The sequence below is a fragment of the Variovorax sp. 01N425 genome (assembly GCF_056399465.1).
This window is the reverse complement of the sequence record NZ_JBFTRJ010000007.1, coordinates 326191-341480: the sequence shown is the minus strand read 5'-3', so window position 1 is coordinate 341480 and position 15290 is coordinate 326191. Positions and strand designations below refer to the sequence as shown.

Here is a 15290-nt window from a genome sequence, read left to right as displayed (position 1 = left end):
CATGACTTCCGAATTCCTTTTCACCGACGGCGATTTTTCGCGCATTCGCACGCTCATCCACCGGCGCGCCGGCATCGCGCTGGGCGAGCACAAGCGGCAGATGGTGTACAGCCGGCTCTCGCGCCGGTTGCGCGAGCTCGGGCTGCCCGAATTCTCGGCCTACCTGGCCATGCTGGAAGACAGCCGCGACGGCCAGGAGTGGCAGCTGTTCATCAACTCGCTGACCACCAACCTGACCTCGTTCTTCCGCGAGGCGCACCACTTTCCGGTGCTTGCGGAACTGGCGCGCAAGTGCACCCAGCCGCCCACCGTCTGGTGCGCAGCCGCATCGACGGGCGAGGAGCCCTATTCGATCGCGATCACGCTGATGGAGGCGCTCGGCGAGCGTGCGAGCGCAGCGCGCGTGATTGCCACCGACATCGACACCGCGGTGCTGGCCCGCGCGTCGGCCGGCGTCTTCACGATGGAGCAGGTCAACCGCATGTCCACCGAGCGCCTGCGGCGCTTCTTCAACAAGGGCACCGGCGCGAACGCCGGCAAGGTGCGGGTGCGTCCCGAGGTGGCCGCCATGGTCAAGTTCTCGCGGCTCAACCTGCTCGATGCGTCGTGGCCCGTGAAGGAGCCGGTGGATGCGATCTTCTGCCGCAACGTGATGATCTATTTCGACAAGCCCACGCAGAAGAAGCTGCTCGACCGCTTCATGCCGCTGCTCAAGCCGAACGGGCTGCTGTTCGCAGGGCATTCGGAGAACGCCTCGCTGGTCAACCAGAGCTTCAAGACGGTCGGGCAGACGGTGTACGCGCTGGGCAAGGCGCGTACATGAACACGAATGCGAACACGAACCTTGCTGCGCAGAAGGGCTTCCTGCCCGCGGCCGTGCCGGGTTCGGTGGCCACGCATCACTACTTCGACCGCGACTTCGATTGCGCCGCGGTCAAGCTGCTGCCGGCGGAGTACTACGTGACCGATGCCGGTGTGCTGTTGACCACGGTGCTGGGCTCCTGCGTGGCGGCCTGCATCACCGACGTGGAGGCGGGCGTGGCGGGCATGAACCACTTCATGCTGCCCGACGACGCCGAGGCGGGCTCGCGCGAGCAGGCCGGCGCCATGCGCTACGGCGCGCATGCGATGGACGTGCTGATCGCCGAGCTGCTGCGCGCGGGCGCACGCCGCGAGCGGCTCAAGGCCAAGGTCTTTGGCGGCGCCGCGGTGCTGGCGAACATGACCATGCTCAACATCGGCGGGCGCAATGCCGACTTTGTCCTGCGCTACCTCGAGAAGCAGCGCATCGCCGTCGCTGCGCAGGACCTGCGCGGCCTGCATGCGCGCCGCGTGTGCCTGCTGCCGGAGAGCGGCAAGGCCGTGGTGCGCAAGCTGCGCGCGCCGGTCGACATCCAGGCGGTCCAGCGCGACGAGGGCGAACTGCTGCGCAAATGGTCCGCCGCATATGGCAAGGGAAGCTGGATCGCATGAAGAAAATCAAGGTACTTTGCGTCGACGACTCGGCGCTGATCCGCAGCGTGATGACCGAGATCATCAACAGCCAGGCCGACATGACGGTGGTCGGCACCGCAGCCGATCCGCTGCAGGCGCGCGACCTCATCAAGGTGACGAACCCCGACGTGCTCACGCTCGACGTCGAGATGCCTCGCATGGACGGCCTCGAATTCCTCGAGAAGCTCATGCGCCTGCGGCCGATGCCGGTGGTCATGGTGTCGTCGCTGACCGAGCGCGGCTCGGAGATTGCGCTGCGCGCGCTGGAGCTGGGCGCGATCGATTTCGTGACCAAGCCGCGGCTCGGCGTGCGCGACGGCCTCTTGCAATACACCGAGCTCATCGCCGGCAAGATCCGCACGGCCGCCGCGGCGCGGCTGCTGCCGGGCCGGCACGGCGCCTCGGCCAAGGGCGCGGCGGACAGCAACCCGCAGGAGCCGCTGCTGCGCAGCCCGCTGCTGAGCACCGAGAAGCTCATCATCATCGGCGCCTCCACCGGCGGCACCGAGGCCATCCGCGAGGTGCTGCTGCCGCTGCCGCCCGATGCGCCCGCGGTGCTCATTGCGCAGCACATGCCGGCCGGCTTCACGCGCTCGTTCGCGCAGCGCCTGAACGGCCTGTGCCGCATCACCGTGAAGGAAGCCGAGCATGGCGAACGCGTGCTGCCGGGCTACGCCTACATCGCGCCTGGCGGCTTTCACCTGTCGCTCGGGCGAAGCGGCGCCAACTATGTGGCGCAGCTCGACCAGGAGCCGCCGGTGAACCGCCACCGCCCCTCGATCGACGTGCTGTTCGATTCGGCCGCCAGGCACGCCGGCAAGAACGCGATCGGAATGATCCTCACGGGCATGGGCCGGGACGGCGCCGAAGGCCTGCTGCGCATGAAGCAGGCCGGCGCCTACACCTTTGCGCAGGACGAGGCCAGCTGCGTGGTCTTCGGCATGCCGCGCGAGGCCATCGCATTGGGCGCGGCCGATGAAGTGGCGCCGCTGGCAGAGATGGGACGCCGCGTGCTGGCCCATCTGCGCACCTTCGGCGAACGCACGAACCGGGTTTGAAAACGAACTGTTGGAGTTGAAGAATCGTGATTGACAAGAGCATCAAAATTTTGGTCGTGGACGACTTCCCGACCATGCGGCGCATCGTGCGCAACCTGCTGAAGGAACTCGAGTTCCTCAACGTCGACGAGGCCGAAGACGGCGCGGCCGGCATCGAGAAGCTGCGCGGCGGCAACTTCGGCTTTGTGGTGTCGGACTGGAACATGCCCAACATGGACGGCCTCACCATGCTGCAGACCATCCGCGCCGACCCCGAGCTGGCCAAGCTGCCGGTGCTGATGGTCACGGCCGAGGCCAAGAAGGAAAACATCATCGCGGCCGCGCAGGCCGGCGCCAACGGCTACGTGGTCAAGCCCTTCACGGCGGCCACGCTCGAGGAAAAGATCACCAAGATCTTCGAGAAGCTCCAGAAAGAGGCGGCCTGACATGACACACGCTGCGCTCGAACCCGCGGAGCACGGGAACACGGCCGAAGAGTTGCTCGGGCGCATCGGGCACCTGACCCGGCAATTGCGCGAAGGCCTGCGCGAACTGGGGCTGGACAAGCAGGTCGCCAAGGCCGCGCAGGCCATTCCCGATGCGCGCGATCGCCTGGGCTACATCGCCTCCATGACCGAGCGGGCGGCGCACCGTGCGCTCAACGCCATCGACCTGGCCCAGCCGCTGCAGGAAGACCTTGCAAGCAACGCCAAGGGCCTGAGCCGGCGCTGGGACGAATGGTTTGCGAACCCGGTCGAGCTGGACCATGCACGTCAGCTCGTGATGGACACGCGCGGCTACCTGCAGGACGTGCCGCAGAAGGCCGGTGCCATCAACACGCAGCTGATCGAGATCCTGATGGCGCAGGACTTCCAGGACCTCACGGGCCAGGTCATCAAGAAGATGATGGAAGTGGTCAACGACGTCGAGACGCAGCTGCTGCAGGTGCTGATCGACAACTCGCACCTCGACAAGCACGCCGAGAAGCGCCACGAGGCCGAAGCCGGCAGCCTGCAGAACGGCCCGCAGGTGGTGCCCGGCAACCCGGAGGCCGTCACGGGCCAGGCGCAGGTCGACGACCTGCTGGAGAGCCTCGGGTTCTGAGGCTGCGCGGGGCGGCCGGCTTACCATCGGGGCATGACTTCCAGCCCCAAGGCAGACCATGTGCAGAGGCTTGCCGCCATGGTGGCCGCATCGGACGAGTTGATGGCCGCACTGCGGGCGGTCCGCTCGCTCGGGCTGCGGTCCTGGTGCATTGGCGCCGGCGCCATCCGGTCCCTGGTGTGGGACACCCTTCACGGGTTCGAGCGGCGCTCGGCCGTCGAAGACCTGGATGTCGTCTACTTCGACGTGGAGGCCAGTCCGGAGCAGGATGCCGGCCTTGAAAACCAGCTTCGTTCGGCCATGCCAGGCTTCAATTGGGAAGTGACGAATCAGGCCGGCGTGCACCGCTGGTTCGCCGCCGCCCTCGGCCAGGTGGTGCCTCCTCTCGCGTCGCTGGAAGAAGGCGTTGCAACCTGGCCGGAATTTGCCACCTGCGTCGGTGTCTGGCTGAACGAGGACGGATCGCTGGGCGTCGTCGCGCCGCATGGACTCGACGACCTGTTCGCGCTGCGCGTCCGGCACAACCCCCTGCGTGCAAGCCTTGCGACCTACCGGCAGCGGGTTGCGGCAAAACGGTTCGGCGAGCGATGGCCGCGGCTTTTGGTCGAGATGGGCTGAAGGGACAGAATGCGGCCAGCAGCCGGCTTTCCACCCATGAGCAACTTCGAGATCTACACCCCCACGGCCGAGGAAGTGCACTCGGGCGAATTGGGTCGCCGCATGCGGCAGTTCAACTACCGGTTTGTCGGCGAATACGGACAGGTGCAGCCGGTCTGGGTCAGCGCGAAGGACCAGGACGGCGCGCTCGTAGGTGGCCTGCGCGGGTTTGTATTCCTGCAATGGCTGAACGTGGAGTTGCTGTTTGTGGACGATGCAGCGAGGCGCCAGGGCGTGGGCCGCAGGCTGCTCGCCATGGCAGAACACAAAGCCCGCGAGCTGGGCGCCCGCAACGCGACGCTGAACACATTCGAATGGCAGGCCCGCGCGTTCTACCTCAAGCAGGGATACGAAGAGTTCGGGCGCATCGACGACTGCATTCAGGGCTTCTACATGGCGTACATGAAGAAAGCGCTGGAACCATAGCGGCTCCGAACGCCTGCATTCAAAGTCAGGAGAGGAAGGATATGACGCTTAAACGCATGGACAACGTCCTTATCGTTGTCGACGACCTTGAAGCGACCAAGGCGTTCTTCATCGAACTGGGCCTCAAGCTCGAGGGCGAAACAACAGTGGACGGGCCCTTGGTCGGACAACTGATCGGGCTCAAGGATGTCCGCGCCACCCTGGCGATGTTGCGGACGCCCGATGGACAGGGCATCGAGCTGGACAAGTTCCACACGCCCAATGCGATCAGGTTTGGTCCTGTGAATCAACCGGTGAACACGCTGGGCATCCGCCGCATCATGTTCGCGGTCGATGACATCGACAGCGTCGTCGCGCGCATGCGCGCCCACGCGGCCGAGATCATCGGCGAAATGCAGTATGGAGACAGCTACCGGCTGGCCTACATCCGCGGGCCAGAGGGCATCATCGTCGGGCTTGCCGAGCAGCTTGGTGGAGGCGGGGCTGGCGCATAGACCTGCCATCAAGCGGCCGCCAACGTCAGGTGCCGTTTGAATGTAGATGAGCGCCACGTATATGGATGGGGTGATCGTCTGGCGGTGTGAGGCGTGCAAACCGGTCCGCATCGCACGCGATTCTCAGAGCGGGTAGCCGTCAGCTAACGAGCCGCGTTCAGCCAAGTGCCAACACTCAGATAACGAACACAGAAACATGCATATGAGAATTCTTGCGGTTGCTGCGCTTTTATGTTGCGCGATCGGCATAGAAGGTTGCGCCTCTTCCAGCGCGACCGACGCGTGGCCAGACAAGACCGTGTCGCCGAGCCAGCTTCGCTTGGCCGAGCCACTGCAACTCAGAATGCCCCGGCAAAACACGAATGACCCGATGCCTAACGGAACCGCTGTGCTGCGGGTGCACGTGGACGAGCGCGGCACTGTGCGCAAAACATCGCTGGTCACCAGCAGCGGCAGCGCCGTGCTCGATAGCGCAGCAGCGCGAGCGCTCGTTGGTGCCAAGTTCATTCCCTACCGCGAGGCAGGAGCGACGATACCGGTCACCACGTTGTTACCAATCAACGTCAAGGCTTCTGCGCAATGCCGGGGCCTCAGCCCGTTGGACTGTTGAGGAGCTGGCGTGGCATTTGATGGCAGGCGATGTCTTGAACCTGCTCACGGTTCGAACTTGCCCGTTGATGGTTAGCTTTCCAATGCGGATCCATCGGATTGCGATGCATCGCTCAGGCGCGGATATGCAGGGGCGAGAACGATTTCACCAAGTCGTCCAATGCCTTCAACTGCGCCAGAAAAGGCTCCAACTGGTCCAGCGGCAGAGCGCTGGGACCGTCGCATTTAGCCTGCGCTGGGTCAGGATGAGCTTCAAGAAAGAGGCCCGCCAAACCTACGGCCAGGCCCGCGCGCGCCAGTTCAGCCACTTGCTCCCGTCTCCCGCCAGAGACGGCGGCGTTCGCGTCACGTTGCTGGAGGGCATGGGTAACGTCGAAGATGACCGGCAGATTCCCGGTGACCTTCTTCATCGCACCGAATCCAAGCATGTCCACCACAAGATTGTCGTAGCCGAAACAAGTGCCACGGTCGCACAGGATGACGGGGGAGCTTCCTGCCTCCCTGATTTTCTCCACGATGTTGAGCACCTGCGGCGGGCTCAGGAACTGAGGTTTCTTGACGTTGATGACTTTGCCGGTCTTGGCAAGCGCGACCACCAAGTCGGTCTGGCGAGCGAGAAACGCAGGTAGCTGTAAAACGTCCACGACTTCGGCAACAGGATCTGCCTGCCACGGTTCGTGAACGTCGGTGAGAAGAGGCACGCCGAACTCCGCCTTGACGGCCTCGAAGATTTTCAAGCCCTCTTCCAATCCGGGCCCTCGGAAGGAATGGATAGACGAGCGATTCGCCTTGTCGAAACTTGCCTTGAAAACATATGGGATGCCAAGCTTCCGCGTGACTCGGACGTATTCCGCCGCAGTACGCAGGGCCATGTCCTTCGACTCGAGTACGTTCACGCCGCCAAACAGGACAAAGCCCTGGCCGTTGCTGACGTTGATTGCGGGGGTGATGGCGATGGTCGTCAAGAAAAGTTCTCCTGTAGTGCTGTCAACATTCTCGCGCTCTGAGGGCGCCCACAAAATCACGCTTTTGGCCCCAATGGCTGCAGTCGCCAGAGTCGGACCTTCCGGCCCATCGCCTTGTGAATATCATCGGGCCATGGCGATATCTGCGTGTGCTGTCAAAGCGCCTTCGGTCGAACCGTCGGTGGTCGACCTTCTGCAGCGTTTTGACGCGAATGGGGCCCCATGATCGAAGCGGCTAAATCCTCGATCCGCGGGCCAAGCACTGTCCAATGACCAACAAAGCGATCTACGTATCCCCAATGCAAGAAACCTACATTCGCTTCACGCCGGTCAGGGATGTGGTTGCTCCATGCGCTTACATCGTGCTGTGCACGGAACCCGGTGGTCACACGGTCCGACTCAGTTTTTCGAACATTCGCGGCGCTTCAGCGCGGGATCTCCTGGTCCGCTTTGATAGCGTCATGGCATGCATGTCCCACACCGAGTTCGCCCACCCATGGGAGGCGATGCCGGCAGCCGAGATTCCCCGGCTTGAGGGAAGATGGGACGGCTACGCATTCCCGCTCTTGGAGGTCAAGAACTCGCAGTGGTTGGCGTCATTCACAGACTTCCAGACCATTGGGCTAGCGCGAAGCATGCCGCGTCACTTTCGGTTTGTGAGTCTCGACAATGTGGTCGACCTGTTGATGTACGGCGATGGCGCTGTGACGGCAGAATGGATAGTCGCTACACCGCAGAACGCCCCATAGCCTGCCGGATTTGTCATGTCAGAACTTGTGTGGGAGCCAGTCGAATTCCTTGAACTTCTCGGAGTAGCTCCAGATGAAGAAGAGTACGGGGTCTCGTTTCACTATGTTGTTCATCGTCAAGAACTACGCCTTGAGCTAACGGTGCGGCCGATGAGCGGCGACGTTGCCGTCAGTGTTTATTGTTCAACGCAGCTTCAACCGGTTATTCATCTAAGCCTGTTGGGCTGTCCCGGCGCCAGGGTCATCAATGACAAGCGCGGGAGATTCATTGAGTTCGCGGCTGCGAACCTGTTTACTGGCCGCTTCGACAACACCGTCCCAGCGCCATATGGTTTTAGAGTCCAGGCCGACCCGTTTGTGCAGGTCTCTCCGTACGCCTACTGATACGGTCGGGCAGTGCGACCTCTCACGCCGGCGAGAATCCGTTTCGGAGCGCTCCGCGTCCGGTCCGACCCCTAAAGCGAATCCTTCAACTTCGCCCGTAACCTGCTGATCGCCTGGCTGTGCAGCTGGCACACGCGCGACTGCGTCACTTCCAGGATCGCGCCGATCTCTCGCAGGTTCAGCTCTTCCTCGTAGTACAGGTTCAGCAGCAGCTGGTCGCGTTCGGGCAGCGCGGCAATCGCATCGACAAGCTCATGGCGGAAACCCGCTTCGAGCAGCTGCGCGAGCGGATCGTCGCCGCCGAGCCGGGCGTCGGCCTGTGCCTGGCGCTCGAGCCAGGGGTTTTCTGATTCCCCATCCTGTGCGAAGTCTTCCACGTAGAGCAGCTGGCAGCCCTGGATGTCCTGCAGCAGCGACTGGTAGTCGTCCAGCTCCATCTTCAGTTCCCGGGCGATCTCTCCTTCGCTGGCGGAGCGGCCGAGCCGGTGCTCCAGCGCCTGGATGGCTTGTTCGACCTTGCGCGCCGACTGGCGCAGGCCGCGCGAGCCCCAGTCGCTCGCGCGCAGTTCGTCGAGCATGGCGCCGCGGATGCGCTGGCTGGCGAAGGTTTCGAACTGCGCGCCGCGGTTGTCCTGGTAGCGCGTGGAAGCGTCGAGCAGGCCGATCATGCCGGCCTGGATCAGGTCGTCGAGCTCCACGCTGGCGGGCAGCTTGGCCAGCATCTGGAGCGCCATGCGGCGCACCATCGGCTGGTGCTGCTTCAGCAGGTGGGACTTCTCAAAGGTTCCCTGCGCGGTGTACACGGCCGTCCCTTTCGTCTTCCGTCTCTTGCTCTTGTGCCGCCACGGGCTCCGATGCCAACGCCTCGGGCCGCCAGAGCGCGGTCCGGGTGTCCTGCGGCCGCACGGCCGGACGCCAGGGCCACTGCGCAACAGCGGCGGCGATGACGCGGAAATCCACCGCCGCCGGGCTGGCCGGGAAGGCCTCGACCACGGTGCGGGCGAGGCGCCTGGCATCGGCCATGTGCGGGTCGGCGCGGACCCAGCCGGCCGGCTGTATGGAAACCGCCAGGTAGCGGCTGCCGGTGTCGACCAGGTTGGCCATGGTCTGGCGCGCGGCCTCGGGGTCGGCCACGCCATTGACCAGCAGGCGAAGCTGCCTGAGCGCGTGCGCGTAGTGCAGCCGCTTGATGCCCGAATAGGTGGCGGTGATGGAGGCCGGGTGGGGCTGCAGCACCACCACCAGCTCGTCCGCCAGCCGCGCGAGCGGCGACAGGTTGCCGACGGCGTCGAGCGCCGCGTCGACCAGGATCATGCTGCCGTCCCACAGCAGGCGCGGGTCGGTGTGGTCGGGCTGGCCGCCGAGCGGCGCCGGCAGCACATGCACGCCGCACTCGGTGCGCGCGGCGGCGCCCTCGCAGGTCAGCCGCTGCGATGCGACGTCGGCCAGCGTTCCGAGCGGATCGGCGGCCCATGCGGCGCACGCCGTATCCGGTCCCGGCCTGTGCTCGTCGAGCAGCAGCACGTCCTTGCCCATGTGGGCCAGCGCGGCGCCCAGGTTCATGGCCGCCGTGGTGGCGCCGGGGCGGTTGCCCATGCTTGCGATCGCGATGATGCGCGCCGACGACTGCGCAAGCAGCCGCCGCAGCCCATCGGCTTGATCCGACACCAGCTTGCTCACGTGTCCAGCGCCTCCAGCAGGAAGAACAGCTTGCCCACGCCGGCATACAGCACGTTGCCCGACACGGGGCGGCCGGGCCGCGCGGGACGGCCGGTCAGCTGCGACAGCAGCGCGCGGGTGCGGCCGGCCCAGTCGCCGCCGGCCTGCTGCAGGCGCCAGACGGTGGTGGTCACCTGGCCGGCGATGAGCAGGCGCTTCATCATGTGCGGATCGCCCGCCTCGCCAAGCCCGCCCAGCACCGAGAGGCCCTGGCGCAGCAGGCGCAGGCAGGGCTCGGCCTCGGCGGCCCAGCCCTGCCACTGCGCGAGCTGCTGCGGCCCGATGTCGCGGCCGATGTTGGTGAGCGCATAGCTCTGCGCCAGCACCTTGTGGCTGCGCGCATCGGTCAGGCGCGTGGCAATGCAGCGCAGGCCGGGCAGGCCGCCGTCGGTGCGCAGCGTGACCCGCGCCTCGGCCACCGACTGCAGCGCGGCACGGCCCTTGAAGACCACGGCGCGCGCCTCGCCGAAACTGAAGTCCAGGCCGGTCAGCGTGGCGTATTCGCCGGTGCGCGGATCGGTCACGGCCGTGGAGCCCGGCGCGCGCGCCATCCATTGCTGGCGCTGCACCTGCCACTGCAGCATGAGCTCGGCCGCGGGCAGCCGCGGCAGCATGTGCACCACGGCCTTGCCGAAGTCCTGCTGGCGCAGCCACTGCACCTGCCGCACGCCGGGCTTGCGCGTGGGGTCGGCGGCGCTGCGGGTCGCGGCGGTGGAAAGCCATTGGTTGGGCGCCGAGAGCGGCTGCCCGCCGCGGTCGGACAGCAGCAGGCTGCCCTGGCACTGGTAGGCGTCGCCGCCTTCGTCGGACTTGAGCCCGACCTGGCCGCTGAGCGCCAGCACGTGGGTGTCGCAGCTTGCGGCAATCTCGCTCGCGGCATGCGCCATGAGCGCCTGCAGCACCGCCTTGTGGCCGACGTCCTCGTCGGCGGCCATCCGCCAGAGCGTGCGCGCCTGCTCGAAGCCGAGCGGCGCGGCCGCGAGTGCCGACGCCGCGGCGGCCACTTCCTGCGCGTCGTGCGCCATGGCGCGGATCAGCTGGCGGTACTGCAGCCGCTGGCGTTCGGCCTCCGCGTGAGCTGCGGAGGCCTCGGCATTCGCCGATCCGTCCTGCAGGTCGCCTTCGCCGGGCACGAACAGCGCGCTGCGGCTGTTGGCCTGGAAGGCGCTGTCCACCAGCTGGGCGCGGTCGGCGCGCATCAGGTTCTCGGGCACCTTCTGGCCGCTCGAGACGTAGTGCACCGGCAGGCGGTGGCGGATCACGGTGTCGATCAGCGCGCCGGGGTGCGTGGCCTCGTCCACCTTGGTGAAGATGCAGCCCGCGAGATCGCTGCCGCTGCCGTGGCGGTAGGCGTGCACCACCTCGTTGAGCGTGTCGCCGTGGCTCGTGGCGTTGAGCAGCAGCAGCCGCTTCACGGGCCGCTGGCTGTTGCAGAGCATGGCGATCTGGTCGGACACGGCGCGGTCGCGCTGGCTCATGCCGACGGTGTCGATCAGCACCATGTGCTTGCCCTGCAGGTCCTGCAGCACCAGGTGCAGGTCGGCCGTGTCCTTCACGGCGTAGACCGGCACGTTGAGGATCTGGCCATAGATGCGCAGCTGCTCGTAGGCGCCGATGCGGTAGCTGTCGGTGGTGACGAGCGCGAGCTTGTCGGCGCCGAAGCGCATCACGCAGCGCGCCGCGAGCTTGGCCGTGGTGGTGGTCTTGCCGACGCCGGTAGGGCCCATCAGCGCATAGACGCCGCCCTGCGCCAGCAGCGCGTCCTCGTCCTCGTGAACCGGCAGCGTGCGGATCAGCTCGGAGCGCACGAAGGCCATGCCCTGGGCATAGCTCTGGCCCGTGGGCAGGTGCTCCAGCATGGCCTTGGAGAGGCGGGCGCTGAAGCCGGCGCCCAGCAGCGTGCGCAGCAGGCGCCCGCGCATCGGGTCGCGCCGCTGCTTCTCGTTCCAGGCCACGCCGGCCAGCTGCTCCTCGATCATGCAGCGCATCGAATGGAGTTCGCCGAGCACGCTGTCCGCGGCCAGGGGCGCGGGGACAGCGGCAGGCGCTGCGATGGGAGTATTGGCGGGCGCCGGAGCGGCCATGGCTGCCGGCAATGGCTGGGGCGCCGGCGGCGCGGCAGCGGCGCTCGCACGCACGCCTTCCACATCCTCCTGCACCATGGCCACGATCTCCACGCCTTCGGCGGTCACGCGGTTGGTCAGCACGATGGCTTCGTCGCCGAGCGACTGGCGCGCCAGGCGCAGTGCTTCCCGGCTGGTGGGCGCGACGAACTTGCGCGCGCTGGTGCGGACGTCTGTCGGGATGTTCAAACTCTTCCTCCGATGGTGGCGGTGATCTTGATGTTGCGGGTGTCAGGAATCTCTGCATGCGAGAGAACCTTGAGCTGGCGGAAGCTGCGGCGCAGGAAGCGCGAGAGCAGCACGCGCAGCGAATGCTGGACGACCAGCACCGGCGCCAGGCCCAGCTGCTCCTGGCGCGCGATGGCGGCGCGGGTCTGCTGCATCAGGCTGTTGGCCAGGCCCGGCTCGATGCCGTTGTTGTTGGTGAGCGCCTGCTGCAGCACGCTGTCGAGCGCGCTGTCCAGGCCGATCACCTGCAGCTCGGAATCGCCCGGGAACAGCTGCTGCGTGATCGCGCGGCCGAGCGCCAGGCGCGTGAGCGAGGTGAGCTCGGCCGCGTCCTTGACGGTGGGCGCATGCTCGGCCATCACGTCGAGGATGGTGCGCATGTCGCGGATCGGCACCTCTTCGTCGAGCAGGTTCTGCAGCACCTTGTGCAGCGTGCTCAGCGAGATGACCTTGGGCACCAGATCCTCGGTGAGCTTGGGCGCGGTCTTGCCGATCTGGTCGAGCAGCTGCTGCACTTCCTGGCGGCCGAGCAATTCGGCGGCATGGGTCTGGATCAGGTGGTTCAGGTGCGTGGCCATCACCGTGCAGGCATCGACCACCGTGTAGCCGAGCACCTGCGCTTCCTGGCGCAGGCTGGCGTCGATCCACACCGCGGGCAGGTGGAAGGCGGGGTCCTGCGTCGGCGTGCCGGGCAGCGTGCCGCTCACCTGGCCGGGGTTGATGGCCATCCACTGGTTGGGGAAGGCCTCGCCGCGGCCGATCTCCACGCCCTTCAGGCTGATCACGTAGGTGTTGGGCGGGATCTCCAGGTTGTCGCGGATGTGCACCACCGGCGCCAGGAAACCGATCTCCTGGGCCACCTTCTTGCGGATGCTCTTGATGCGGCCCAGCAGCTCGCCGTTCTGGGTCTGGTCCACCAGCGGGATCAGCCGGTAGCCGACCTCCATGCCGAGCGGGTCGACCAGCGCCACGTCGTCCCAGGTCGCCTCGGGTGCCTCGGCCGACGGCATGGCCGCGGCCTGGGCTGCGGCGGCCTGTTCGGCCGTGGCCTGCGGCGCGCGCTTGAGCATGCGCCGGCCCAGCCACGCGAGGCTGCCCGCGATCAGCAGGAAGGCCAGGTTCGGCATGCCGGGGATCATCCCCATCAGCCCGATCAGGCCGGCCGTCAGAAAGAGCACCTGCGGATTGGAGAACAGCTGGCCGGTCAGCTGCCGGCCCACGTCTTCGTCGGTGGTGACGCGCGAGACGATCACGCCCGCGGCGGTCGAGATCACCAGCGCCGGAATCTGCGCCACCAGGCCGTCGCCGATGGCCAGCAGCGTGTAGGTCGTGCCCGCGGTGCCGAAGTCCAGCCCGTGCTGCAGCATGCCGACCACCAGGCCGCCGATGATGTTGATCACCATGATCAGCAGGCCGGCAATCGCGTCGCCGCGCACGAACTTGCTGGCGCCGTCCATCGAGCCGTAGAAGTCGGCTTCCTGCGCGACTTCCTGGCGGCGCTTGCGCGCCACCTCCTCGCCGATCAGGCCGGCGTTCAGGTCGGCGTCGATCGCCATCTGCTTGCCCGGCATCGCGTCGAGCATGAAGCGCGCGCCGACCTCGGCGATGCGTCCCGCGCCCTTGGTGATCACCATGAAGTTGATCAGCACCAGGATGATGAACACCATCACGCCCACGGCAAAGTTGCCGCCCACCAGGAAGTGGCCGAAGGCCTCGATCACCTTGCCCGCCGCGTCCGGCCCGGTGTGGCCGTGCATCAGCACCACGCGCGTGGAGGCCACGTTGAGCGACAGGCGCAGCAGCGTGGAGAACAGCAGCACGGCCGGAAAGGCCGCGAAGTCCAACGCCTTCATGGTGTACATGCTCACCAGCAGCACCATCACCGACATCGCGATGTTGAAGGTGAACAGCAGGTCGAGCAGGAAGGGCGGCAGCGGCAGCACCATCATGCTCAGGATCAGCACGATCAGGATGGGGCCGGCAAGGCCCTTCCACTGGCTGCCGGAGAACAGTTGCGACTGCAGGCGCGTGAGGGTGGCCATGGCGTTCATGCGGCGGCCTTCGGTGAATATTCGAGCGATTCAGGAATCGGCAGGTCGGCCGGCGTGCGCGGCGCTTCGCCGCCTTCGCTTTGCCAGCGCTTGAGCTGGTAGACCCAGGCCAGCACCTCGGCCACCGCGGTGTAGAGGCCGGCCGGGATCTCGTCGCCGAGCCGGGTGTGCTTGAAGAGCGCACGCGTGAGCGGCGGCGCCTCGAGGATTGCCACGTTGTTCTCGCGCGCGATCTCGCGGATGCGCGCGGCCATCAGGTCGCTGCCCTTGGCCACCACGCGCGGCGCGCGCATGTCGTGGTCCACATACTTGAGCGCCACCGCAAAGTGCGTGGGGTTGGTCACCACGATGTCGGCCTTGGGCACCTCGGACATCATCCGCCGGCGCGCCATCTGCTGCTGCTGGCGGCGGATCTGCGCCTTGATGTGCGGATCGCCCTCGCTCTCCTTGTGTTCCTGGCGCAGGTCTTCGCGCGACATGCGCAGCTTGCGGTGGTAGCTCCACAGCTGGTAGGGAACGTCGACCAGCGCCACCAGGAACAGCGCGGAGGCGATCAGCGCGCAGTTGTGCGCCACCAGCACGATCATCTGCGGCAGCGCGGCGCGCTCCGATTGCGCCATGAGCGCGGAGACTTCGTCCACGTTGCCCATGATCACCAGCCAGGCCACGCCGCCGATCAGCAGCGACTTGGCGAGCGCCTTGAACAGCTCCGACAGCGCCTGCGCCGAAAACATGCGGCCCACGCCGGCCACCGGATCGAGCTTGCTGAACTTGGGCGCCAGGGCCTTGGCCGAGAGCAGCCAGCCGCCGAGCATCAGCGGCGCCGCCACGGCCGCCACCAGCATCATGCCGAACAGCGGCACGAGCGCGAGCAGCGCCTGCTGGCCCATGAGCCCGGCACGCGCCAGCATGTGGGCGGGGTCGAACGCTGCGGCGCGGTCGAAGTGCAGGCCCTGGGCCAGCGCGCCGCGCAGCGTGGCGCCGAGCGAATCGGCCGTGAGCCACAGGCCGGCCACGGCAGTGCCCAGCAGCACGAAGGTCGCCAATTCGCGCGACCGCGCCACGTCCCCTTGCTCGCGGGCCTTTTCGAGGCGCTGCGGTGAGGCGGGTTCGGTTTTTTCGAGGTCGCTTTCTTCAGCCATTGATGCTCCGGGCGAGCGTTGGCGACAGCACGCCTGCTCATGGCTGATTGTTGGTTTGGGAGCCTCCGGACAATTGATCGATCAGCGCGGGCATTCGCCCGCTGCTTG

Annotated in this window: 17 protein-coding genes; 11 read left to right on the top strand and 6 right to left on the bottom strand. The window is 66.5% G+C overall.

Annotated elements, in window-relative coordinates:
• The first annotated feature begins 1 nt into the window (after nucleotide 1).
• From AC1DSC_RS15375 to AC1DSC_RS15335, 9 genes are all read left to right on the top strand, one after another.
• Nucleotides 2-823: a CheR family methyltransferase gene (locus AC1DSC_RS15375; RefSeq protein WP_369663424.1), complete on the top strand. Its 822-nt coding sequence runs from the start codon at nucleotides 2-4 to the stop codon at nucleotides 821-823.
• Nucleotides 820-1473 (top strand): chemoreceptor glutamine deamidase CheD, encoded by a 654-nt coding sequence (gene cheD / locus AC1DSC_RS15370; protein WP_369663423.1) that lies wholly within the window; start codon nucleotides 820-822, stop codon nucleotides 1471-1473. Before AC1DSC_RS15375 ends, cheD begins: the two co-directional genes overlap by 4 nt.
• Nucleotides 1470-2552 (top strand): protein-glutamate methylesterase/protein-glutamine glutaminase, encoded by a 1083-nt coding sequence (locus AC1DSC_RS15365; protein WP_369663422.1) that lies wholly within the window; start codon nucleotides 1470-1472, stop codon nucleotides 2550-2552. Before cheD ends, AC1DSC_RS15365 begins: the two co-directional genes overlap by 4 nt.
• 29 nt (nucleotides 2553-2581) lie before the next feature.
• Nucleotides 2582-2977 carry a chemotaxis response regulator CheY gene (cheY, locus tag AC1DSC_RS15360; protein WP_026284205.1) on the top strand — a complete coding sequence of 132 codons (396 nt, stop codon included), beginning with the start codon at nucleotides 2582-2584 and terminating at the stop codon, nucleotides 2975-2977.
• A gap of 1 nt (nucleotide 2978) precedes the next feature.
• A complete protein-coding gene (gene cheZ / locus AC1DSC_RS15355) occupies nucleotides 2979-3635 on the top strand; it encodes a protein phosphatase CheZ (protein WP_018906387.1) in 657 nt (218 codons plus the stop codon).
• Between the two features lie 78 nt (nucleotides 3636-3713).
• Complete coding sequence (locus AC1DSC_RS15350; RefSeq protein ID WP_369664504.1) at nucleotides 3714-4253, top strand: nucleotidyltransferase family protein; 540 nt, start codon at nucleotides 3714-3716, stop codon at nucleotides 4251-4253.
• 36 nt (nucleotides 4254-4289) lie between these two features.
• On the top strand, nucleotides 4290-4718 hold the full coding sequence (locus tag AC1DSC_RS15345; protein ID WP_369663421.1) for a GNAT family N-acetyltransferase: 429 nt from the start codon (nucleotides 4290-4292) through the stop codon (nucleotides 4716-4718).
• A 41-nt stretch (nucleotides 4719-4759) separates the two neighbouring features.
• Nucleotides 4760-5212, top strand: a complete 453-nt coding sequence (locus tag AC1DSC_RS15340) for a VOC family protein (protein ID WP_369663420.1) — start codon at nucleotides 4760-4762, stop codon at nucleotides 5210-5212.
• A gap of 196 nt (nucleotides 5213-5408) precedes the next feature.
• Nucleotides 5409-5822, top strand: coding sequence for an energy transducer TonB (locus AC1DSC_RS15335; protein WP_080642546.1), 414 nt, complete (start codon nucleotides 5409-5411; stop codon nucleotides 5820-5822).
• A gap of 112 nt (nucleotides 5823-5934) precedes the next feature.
• Here the strand turns inward: AC1DSC_RS15335 and kdsA are convergent, their stop codons facing one another.
• Nucleotides 5935-6786, bottom strand: coding sequence for a 3-deoxy-8-phosphooctulonate synthase (kdsA, locus tag AC1DSC_RS15330; protein WP_369663418.1), 852 nt, complete (start codon nucleotides 6784-6786; stop codon nucleotides 5935-5937).
• Between the two features lie 269 nt (nucleotides 6787-7055).
• On the opposite strand from kdsA, the gene AC1DSC_RS15325 reads away from it, so the two are divergent.
• Nucleotides 7056-7535: a hypothetical protein gene (locus AC1DSC_RS15325; protein ID WP_369663417.1), complete on the top strand. Its 480-nt coding sequence runs from the start codon at nucleotides 7056-7058 to the stop codon at nucleotides 7533-7535.
• Between the two features lie 15 nt (nucleotides 7536-7550).
• Nucleotides 7551-7919, top strand: coding sequence for a hypothetical protein (locus tag AC1DSC_RS15320; RefSeq protein ID WP_038107915.1), 369 nt, complete (start codon nucleotides 7551-7553; stop codon nucleotides 7917-7919).
• 71 nt (nucleotides 7920-7990) lie between these two features.
• On the opposite strand, the gene AC1DSC_RS15315 is transcribed toward AC1DSC_RS15320, so the two are convergent.
• The 5 genes from AC1DSC_RS15315 to flhB are packed head-to-tail and all read right to left on the bottom strand — an operon-like array spanning nucleotide 7991 to nucleotide 15182.
• Complete coding sequence (locus AC1DSC_RS15315; protein ID WP_027730267.1) at nucleotides 7991-8722, bottom strand: RNA polymerase sigma factor FliA; 732 nt, start codon at nucleotides 8720-8722, stop codon at nucleotides 7991-7993.
• Complete coding sequence (locus tag AC1DSC_RS15310) at nucleotides 8697-9599, bottom strand: MinD/ParA family ATP-binding protein (RefSeq protein ID WP_015866917.1); 903 nt, start codon at nucleotides 9597-9599, stop codon at nucleotides 8697-8699. The genes AC1DSC_RS15315 and AC1DSC_RS15310 overlap by 26 nt, the downstream gene beginning before the upstream one ends.
• Nucleotides 9596-11950 carry a flagellar biosynthesis GTPase FlhF gene (flhF, locus tag AC1DSC_RS15305; protein ID WP_369663416.1) on the bottom strand — a complete coding sequence of 785 codons (2355 nt, stop codon included), beginning with the start codon at nucleotides 11948-11950 and terminating at the stop codon, nucleotides 9596-9598. The genes AC1DSC_RS15310 and flhF overlap by 4 nt, the downstream gene beginning before the upstream one ends.
• A complete protein-coding gene (gene flhA, locus AC1DSC_RS15300) occupies nucleotides 11947-14040 on the bottom strand; it encodes a flagellar biosynthesis protein FlhA (RefSeq protein ID WP_015866915.1) in 2094 nt (697 codons plus the stop codon). Before flhA ends, flhF begins: the two co-directional genes overlap by 4 nt.
• A complete protein-coding gene (gene flhB, locus AC1DSC_RS15295; protein WP_018906397.1) occupies nucleotides 14037-15182 on the bottom strand; it encodes a flagellar biosynthesis protein FlhB in 1146 nt (381 codons plus the stop codon). The genes flhA and flhB overlap by 4 nt, the downstream gene beginning before the upstream one ends.
• Between the last annotated feature and the right edge of the window lie 108 nt (nucleotides 15183-15290).